The sequence below is a fragment of the Sulfurimonas sp. genome (assembly GCF_016744025.1).
In the GTDB taxonomy this organism is placed as follows: Bacteria; Campylobacterota; Campylobacteria; order Campylobacterales; family Sulfurimonadaceae; genus Sulfurimonas.
Genome location: NZ_JADGFC010000116.1, coordinates 1 through 8,354, shown reverse-complemented (window position 1 = coordinate 8,354; position 8,354 = coordinate 1). Strand labels below are relative to the sequence as shown.

4 protein-coding genes are annotated in these 8,354 nt (G+C 30.1%); all 4 read right to left on the bottom strand.

Annotated features, from left to right (window positions below):
- A partial coding sequence (locus tag QZZ48_RS12720) for a cobaltochelatase subunit CobN (RefSeq protein WP_294966474.1) occupies positions 1-4,051 on the bottom strand: 4,051 nt, incomplete at its 3' end.
- Complete coding sequence (locus QZZ48_RS12715; protein ID WP_294966473.1) at positions 4,048-4,374, bottom strand: DUF2149 domain-containing protein; 327 nt, start codon at positions 4,372-4,374, stop codon at positions 4,048-4,050. The genes QZZ48_RS12715 and QZZ48_RS12720, both read right to left, overlap by 4 nt.
- Entirely contained in the window at positions 4,374-4,862 is a 489-nt protein-coding gene (locus QZZ48_RS12710; protein ID WP_294966472.1) for a MotA/TolQ/ExbB proton channel family protein, read from the bottom strand. The genes QZZ48_RS12715 and QZZ48_RS12710 overlap by 1 nt, the downstream gene beginning before the upstream one ends.
- Before the next feature lie 131 nt (positions 4,863-4,993).
- Positions 4,994-8,065, bottom strand: a complete 3,072-nt coding sequence (locus QZZ48_RS12705; RefSeq protein ID WP_294966471.1) for an efflux RND transporter permease subunit — start codon at positions 8,063-8,065, stop codon at positions 4,994-4,996.
- Positions 8,066-8,354: the final 289 nt, after the last annotated feature.

The window sequence follows — 8,354 nt, the reverse complement described above, 5'->3', positions numbered from 1 at the left end:
CACTCAAGATTAGGAATAAGATAAAAAGCCACATAGCAACAGTGTCATAGTTAACTTTTTCTTTTGTCTGTTTTTTAACTTCTTCTAATTTTTGACCTTTAACTTTTGGTTTAACTTTAACAACAGGTTTACTCTTGGCTTGTTGAGCGTTTGCAACAGGAGTTGCAACGGGGATACTTAAACCATAACCAGAAGCTTTCTCGGCTTTTATAAAGTCTTTTAACTTATTGTTTAAAGTTTTATGGTTATATTTTTTAGATATCTCTTCTAAAGACTGAACAAGCTTTTTAATTGTTTTGGCATCTGTCTGGAAATAACCTTTTCTTACTGCTTCTAGCATTACTTCAGCCATCTGTGCACGAACGGTTGGATTAGTCTTTTCAAACCACTCATCCATTTTCATGTCATATTTATCATCGTAATAAATATCTACAAATTCTTGCCATTGGTCTGATCTAACACCATCAGGATATACAACTTGCCATCCCCAAAAGTTATTTACAACATCTAGTACACGAGTCGCACCACTATAACCGCTGTCTTGCATCTCTTTTATCCACTTGGGGTTGTAATATCTTGAACGTAGTTCATTAGAGATAAATTCACTTACATTTTGCATTTTCGCATTATTTGGATCTCTTAGATTTGAGATTAGCATCTGTGGACTTTTACCATCTAAATGGCGAATAGCAAGTGCGATTGAGCCAAAGTATCCATAAGGGTCATCAGATGTCATCATTCCATATAAGTTTGAAGTACGACTAAACATGACGGCATCTGTACCTTTTAAATTTTGTGCAAACATGTCTACATTTTTTACTCTTGTTCCCCATTTAGATTCATCAGAACCATATATGTAACCTGATGTACGTATATAGTTTTGAGCTATTCTTGTTTCTTTATCCCACGTCTCTGAAATATTTACAGTACCTGAAACACCATTTCCATATTTACCTTGCGCTGCAGAAAACATACGAATAGTCGATAAGTATTGAGCTTCTTTTTCATCATAACCCTTATCCAAAAGCATCTTTTTAATGGACAAAGAATGTTCTCTAACATAATTATGCTCTTCTTTTAAAGCTGCAATCTTTTCAATTGCTTTGTTAATTACTCGCATAACATTAGGAAAAGTATCACGATAAAGTCCGGTTGCTTGAACTACTACATCTATACGTGGTCTTTTTAAATCACTATATGAAATCACTTCAACACCATCAATTTTGCCACGACCCATTTTCAGTCCCGCATAAAACATCTTTTTCATCTTTTGAGGCATGCAAAAATCAAATGTTTTTATTCTCTCTACGGTTACAAATGAAGCAACCCATTTTGCAAAACTCTCACCAAACATTCCTGCTAAAATTCCTTTAGCCATACTTTGAACCATTTCATCACTTATCCCACCTTTACTCCAAACAGGTTTTACTCCCATTGCATAAAGTATTTGAGATTCTAGTACACCAAAATGACGCATTGTCTCTAAAGACCAGAGATTAAATGTAATCTTTTGAGGATACTTGCCATGTTTATCATAATAGTTTGCAATGTAATCTTTCATGATTTTTGAACCTGTTTTATAAGCAGCTTCCGTTGGAATACGCTCAGGATCAAAACTATACATATTCATTCCGGTAGGTATAGATTCAGGACTTCTTACAGGATCACCACCTACACTAGTCTCAATATATCCAGCATCTAAACCTTTTAGTAAGTTTTGCATCTCTTTATTGTTTACAAAATTATCTCTATACATTTTTGCTGTTTGTATAAAAGGTTGTAAACCACTATCAAGGGTGTTCAAATCTTTATTTTCTATGACATATTCTTGTAGCATCTTATATACTTTCGTATTGTTAAGATCTTTATAGTTTATGCCAGCTAGCCCATTCTCACCTTCAATACTTTTTATAAATGTATCACCAAGCATTGACATAAGTGTTTGAACCATATGGTCATCTTTTGGATATGAACCATATTTGTGCATACCTAGAGGAGTCAGGGTTGAACTAAGACCATTTAGATAATCATACAAATCTGACACAAAAACATCTGTCTCATTTTGCATCTTCTCTTGGCTGTACTCCATATCCTTGTGTAGGTTCATTTTAACGCTCAACTCAATAAGTTTTTTCTTATTATTTTGTTTTACAGCATCACTAGTTTGCTTATATTGATTTATAAGGTCCATAATGTCACTCAGCTCTTTATAAGTTCCACTAACCCCAAATGGAGGAGTTTGATGAGATATCAGAGTTGCTCTACCTCGTCTTTTTGCTTGAATACCTTCTGCTAGATTATTTGTAATATATGGATATATATTTGGTAATGCCCCTACACTAAGAAGAGGAGAGTCATAGATACTAAGACCTCTTTCCTTTCCATAAGACCACTCTTGAGTTCCGTGTGTACCGAGATGAACTATGGCATCATTTTTTTGTTTAACATACAGATATACTGCAAGGTAATGGTGAGGAACAGGAGAAGCAGTATCATGATAGATTTTGCCCTCATATATTTTTCTTCCCTTTCTATCCTCACCAACATTAGAGCGACTAGGTTGAGGAAGTAAAGTAATATTTCCTTTTTGCAATCTTGGGATTATGAAGTATTTTTTTCCATCTTTTTTATGAAGAAATTTACTTTTTCTTGGATGTCCCCATTTTTTATTTATCTGATTTCGAGTTTCTTGTGGAAGTGTCATATACCACTTATCATAAACTTCGTATGGTAGTAAATCAGCATATTTTTCATTATATACACTATCTTTATAGTAATATGCCATTGATTTAGGAAGTGTTTTTATAAAGTAATCACTACTCTCATTTTTTGTCTGATATCCAGCTTTTTTCATACTAGATAAGATGCTAGATAAAGATTCTGGAAACTGCATATATGAAGCACCAAAATTATTTACACCAGGAGGATAGTTATAGTAAAAAATAGCTATATTTTTATCTTTATTTTCTTTTTGTTTTAACCTAGAGTTATTAATAGCTATCTTCATAAACATATCTAACTGATAAGATATTGGTGTGGTTTTTTTAGTTATTGGGTCTAGTGCTCCAACTATTAACTGATCTGTATAACCAATATGCTCAGGGATTATATGAGCCATCGGAATCCAGTTCATAGAGATACCTTGTTTGTCTTTTTCCCAAGCTTCTTGTGAACCTTGACGATACACCATACCTTGCATAACTTTTAGACCTATTCTTGCATAGTCTTTTCTCAATTTTTCTTGATCCATTATCATTACTTGAAAAGAAATTATCAAGTCAATTAGTTGCTTGCCATCTTTTGTAAAAAAACGCTCTCCTGCAAAATCTTTTTCACCTACTTTTGTATAAAAAGCGATAGGCGTTATACCAGCTTCTTGAAGTTTTTGTATTGCCATATCAACTATAATAGTATCATCAGAAGTTATATTTTCTTTATGTATAACAATCCCAACCATAGGTTTACTTTTTTCTTCTTCACTTAAAACTTTTAAGTATGCATCTAAGGTTTTAAAAGTACCTTTTCCTTTATTTGGATGATAGATGCCAGTGTCACTCATTTCGTGAACAGGTTGAGGGATAGTATCTGTTGAATAATACTCTTTAGCTAAAAGAGCCGCTCCTTGGGCATAGTTGTATTTTCCAGCTTGTGAAAAATAAGATAAAACTTTAGAAGCAAACTCTTTTTCCATATTTCCAAATTTTTCATAATCAAGTTTTAGCGCAATGTATGGTGTTTTAGTATCTTCTAGAATATCCTCATATTTACGTAAAAGTGAAGCAACACCATATTTACCATCTAATGCATCTAGGATTACTAATCTTCTATCTTTAAAAGCTTCTGCCGCTTTATTCTCATCCAAAGTAAAAATAATTTCTGATGAAATATTATAAGCTGCTAACTGTTCTTTTAAAAGCTCAGCTTTTCTCTCTTGACGATTTTTCCCCATATTTGTTGATAAAACTAAGATATCACTTTTTGTGCGAACTTGCTGATTTGCTTGAAGTAACGAGGTTAATAATAAAAATGTTATTAATAAAATTTGCTTCATATTTTTGCTTCTTTATTTGGAACATATACAAATGATCCATCTTCCATTTTGTATGAAATACCGGCTTTTTCACCGTTTCCTTCACCAATATTTCCTTTAGATTTAAAAGTTTTTATCTCTTTTCCTTTTTTAACCATAATTTCCATATTTTTCTTTCCAGAGTTTTTTATAACAGTTACATCATCACTACTAAATGGATTTAGTGGATTTTGAGAGATGATAATAAGTAAAACAGCGATGACAACCAAAAATATATCTATGAGGTTAATCACCGAGTTCATTGGATTATTATCATCATCGTCGTTTAATAATCTTAGCGCCATTAAGAAGCCTTTGAAACTTCAATAATATGCAATTCATCCGCGTACCATCTTTTTTTAATATTACCTATCCAGTAAGTAAGTGAAGCGGCGATAAGTCCTAGTGTCACACCAGAAAAGGCTATAATCAATCCTTCGCTCATACCTTGAATATTTCCATCTGTTAAAGACTTAAGTGCAGGCCCAAGAGGAATTAAAGTAGCTATTAGACCCATCATTGGAGCAATTCTTGAAACATTACGAATATGTTCTAATTTTTTATATGCAAAAAGTTCGAGTTTTTCCATGCTAATATGCATATCAGTGTTGTAATAACGTAAAATAGGATATGCTCCTTTTGTACCTAGTTGCATGCTGTTTTTTTTACGTGAAACACCTTCATATATAAATGCACCTAATGCAATAAATGAATAAACAAACATCAATAATATTAAAACTAATGTTGGTGTTAAAAACAGTTGGGAGAGCGTATACATCGTAGTATCAATCATTCTAATTTCCTTTTAATAAACTATATTTTCACAAATAGTAGTTATTTGTGTCACATTCTAGTTACATTAAAATTAATCTATTATTAAATTGATAACGATTCTCGATATTAATATACTTTTTTGAAGCTAACCTATATTGGAAGGTAATATAGGTTAATTATTGTTGCATATATTAGTCCAAAACCTATAGAAATTGCTAATGGTTGCATTAATATAGATTCACCAGATGCAAAAAATATCAATGTACTTAACCCCACTATTGTAGTTATTGATGTAAGAAGGATGGGTCTTACTCTAAGTGAAGCATTTTTCAGTAACTCTTCTATATTTTTTGATTTTTTAAGCATGCTTAACATTATAAGAGTGTCATTTATAACTATGCCTATAAGTCCTACAAAGCCCAGTAAGGAAGAAAAAGATATATCCATACCCATAATCTTATGTCCAATAAGAACGCCTAAGATAGACAGAGGTATCACACTAAGTGCAAATATAGACAAAGATAATGAAGAGAACAACCATGTAAGGATTATTAAGATTCCAAACAAAGCAAACAATACGGATATTAAAATATCTTTTTTTATTTGATTATTAGTTTTTTGTTCACCTTTTATATAAACTTGCACCCCATCTTTTTTTATCTCTTTAATGATTGGTTTAAGTTTATTATAAAAAATTCTAGATGAAATTGTATCTTTATCAAAACTTGCACTAAGTGTAAATATTTTTTGTAAATCATCTTTTTTAATGGTTGTTATATCTTTGGAAAAACTAATAATTGCAATATCTTTTAAACTCACATTATAGTTTTCGTTTGGCACTTCCAAAGATAAGTTATAAAGTGCATCTAAATTGTCATGATTTACATAATTAACTTTTAATTCTATAAGTTCTGAATTTGTATCTACAATCTTAGAGAGTTTTTGCATCGAAATGAAGTTTCTAACTTTTGTTATTATTCTTTTTTGAGAAAATCCAAGACTATTTCCAAATGAATTTAACAATATTTCAGCCTTTAGTTCATCATACTTCATGTCATCTTTGATGCTATGAACACCTTGTATATTTTTTATTGCAAAACTCAAACTATCTAGAGCTTTTTTAATATTTTCATTATTTTTATGCGAAAGAGATATTTCTACATCATTTTTTATGACACCAGTTTGTGGTATATTTATACTAAATTCTAAAAAATCATTTTTAAGCTTGTACTTTTGTACTAACAGTTGTATTTTTTTCTCAATATCTTTAGCATAAAGAGTTCTTGTTCTACTAGAATTACTATCTTCTTTATATGGTGTAAATATAGGGTTAATAACTCTGTTAAAAAAGTTTTCATATGTTTTTTGCTTGAGATTAACAGTTAATGTAAAGAGATTATCGCCCTTTTCATGCATGGAACGACCATCACTATTCATTCCTATAATAGTAGAAATAGAAGAAACATTTTTTGAATCCAACTCTTGGAGCAAAATTCTTTCTAAAGTTTTAGTCTCCTTTAATGTATAGTTAATAGAACCATGTTTGACCTTACCTGTAATATTTATAGTCATTGCATCAAACTCTGGAAAAAGTTGAAAGCGACTTGACTTTGCTAGAGCATATGTAGATAAAAGAGTCAATATAATGATAAAAGAGCCCCATATATATCGTTTTTTTATAAAAAAAGAGAGTGAGTTTATATATAAAGTACTTGCTTTATCCCAAATTCTTTCTCTGAGTCCATTACTTTTTTCATTTAAGAACTTAAAGGAAAGTTCTTTATAGTGGAGTGGTAAAAATAAGAAGCTCTCTATGAATGAGCTAATAACTAGAAGAATAACCATTATAGGAATTATTTTTATAAAAACACCTAGTCCACCAGAGAGCATGGTTAGAGGTAAAAAAGCTATGATGGTGGTTAGCATAGATGCGAAGAGAATTGGCATCATTTCATGAGTACCATCTATACAGGCTTGTTTAATACTTTTGCCCATAGTAGAGTGGCGGTTAATATTTTCACTTACTACTATAGCTTCGTCCACCAGTATTCCAAGGCTTAGTAAAACCCCTATCATAGAAAGGGTGTTTAAAGATCCCTCAAAAAAATCTAAACCTATCAAACCAAAAGCAAAACTAACTGGAATCCCTAGTAAAACTACAATAGCAATCTTTAAAGAGATAAAAAACCAGATAGAAAAAAACAATAAAATCAGACCTATTATAATATTTGAAGCGATTGTATTAAGCCTAGTTTTTATCCAAAAAGAGCTGTCACTTAAAATCTTAAACTCTATATTTTTATACTTATCTTTATAGGTATCCATAATATTTGTAATTTCTTTGGAAAGTTCTATACTATCGCCAAGTTTTGCTTTTTTTATATTTATTATTACACTTTGCGTAGCATCTGTTCGAGTTATAATATCTCTATTTTCATAATCATATTTTATATCAGCAATATTCTTTACATATATTATTATATTGTCTATTTTTATTTCAGATTCAAGCAGTATATTTATATCTATATCATCATTTTTACTCTCAACATAATATTTCTGCTTTTGAGAACTTATTGAACCTATTGGATATAGAGAATATAAACTCATAAGAGCGTTATATGCTTTCTCATTAGATATACCATAAGCAAGAAGTTTTTGTGAATTTAGTGATATAACAAGTAAAGATTTATAATCTCCATCAAGAGTAACACTATATAAATTTTTTAATTTTTTAATATCTTGGGTTAAATCTTTTGCAATTTCAATGTAATCATTATTTGTATTTGATGAGATTGATATACTTATTAATGGAAAATAACTCTCAGAGATATCAACAGTGGGTATATCCATGTCTTGTGGTAAATCTTGCCTTAAATTTTCGATAGAATTTTTTATATTATTAAGTATTCTTTGTTTAGAGGTTTCATTCTTTATTTTGGCATTTATATGAAATTCACCCTTAGTTATTGTAGTTTGTATCTCAGTTAAATTTTGATTATTTTGTAAAATACTTTCAATATCTCGCACTATAAATTTATCTAACATTGTGCTATTAGCACCGATATAATGGCCTTTAACACTAACCATATCTAATGCACTTGGAGGAAACATTTCTTTTGGAATTTTGCTATAAGCTACAAAAGCTAATAGTAATAAAAAAACAAAGAGAATATGATTTAGTGGTCTATTTTCAAGAGTAATATTTATAATTTTTTTCATCATGTAAGATTCTATAAGAAAATTCCTTCTATATTTATGGAGTTATTATCCTGATACATACATCATACTTAAAGAGAAAATTTATTATTTAATATTCAATAGATATTTTAATAATCAGCACCGAAATAATAAACAAAACAAGCTTAAATCTTTATGATAATGATTATTAATATATGTTTAAGACTTTTTTGTCTATAATCCTGATATTAGTTATCAATTAGATAATAAAAGGATTAACATGAGAAAGATAGGTTTTTCTAAATATAAAAATCAAACTAAAGAGATTTTGCCA

Excerpts from the sequence above, each read along its gene's own strand:
- QZZ48_RS12705 (WP_294966471.1), bottom strand. The coding sequence starts at position 8,065 with ATGATGAAAAAAATTATAAATATTACTCTTGAAAATAGACCACTAAAT.
- QZZ48_RS12710 (WP_294966472.1), bottom strand. The coding sequence starts at position 4,862 with ATGATTGATACTACGATGTATACGCTCTCCCAACTGTTTTTAACACCA.
- QZZ48_RS12715 (WP_294966473.1), bottom strand. The coding sequence starts at position 4,374 with ATGGCGCTAAGATTATTAAACGACGATGATGATAATAATCCAATGAAC.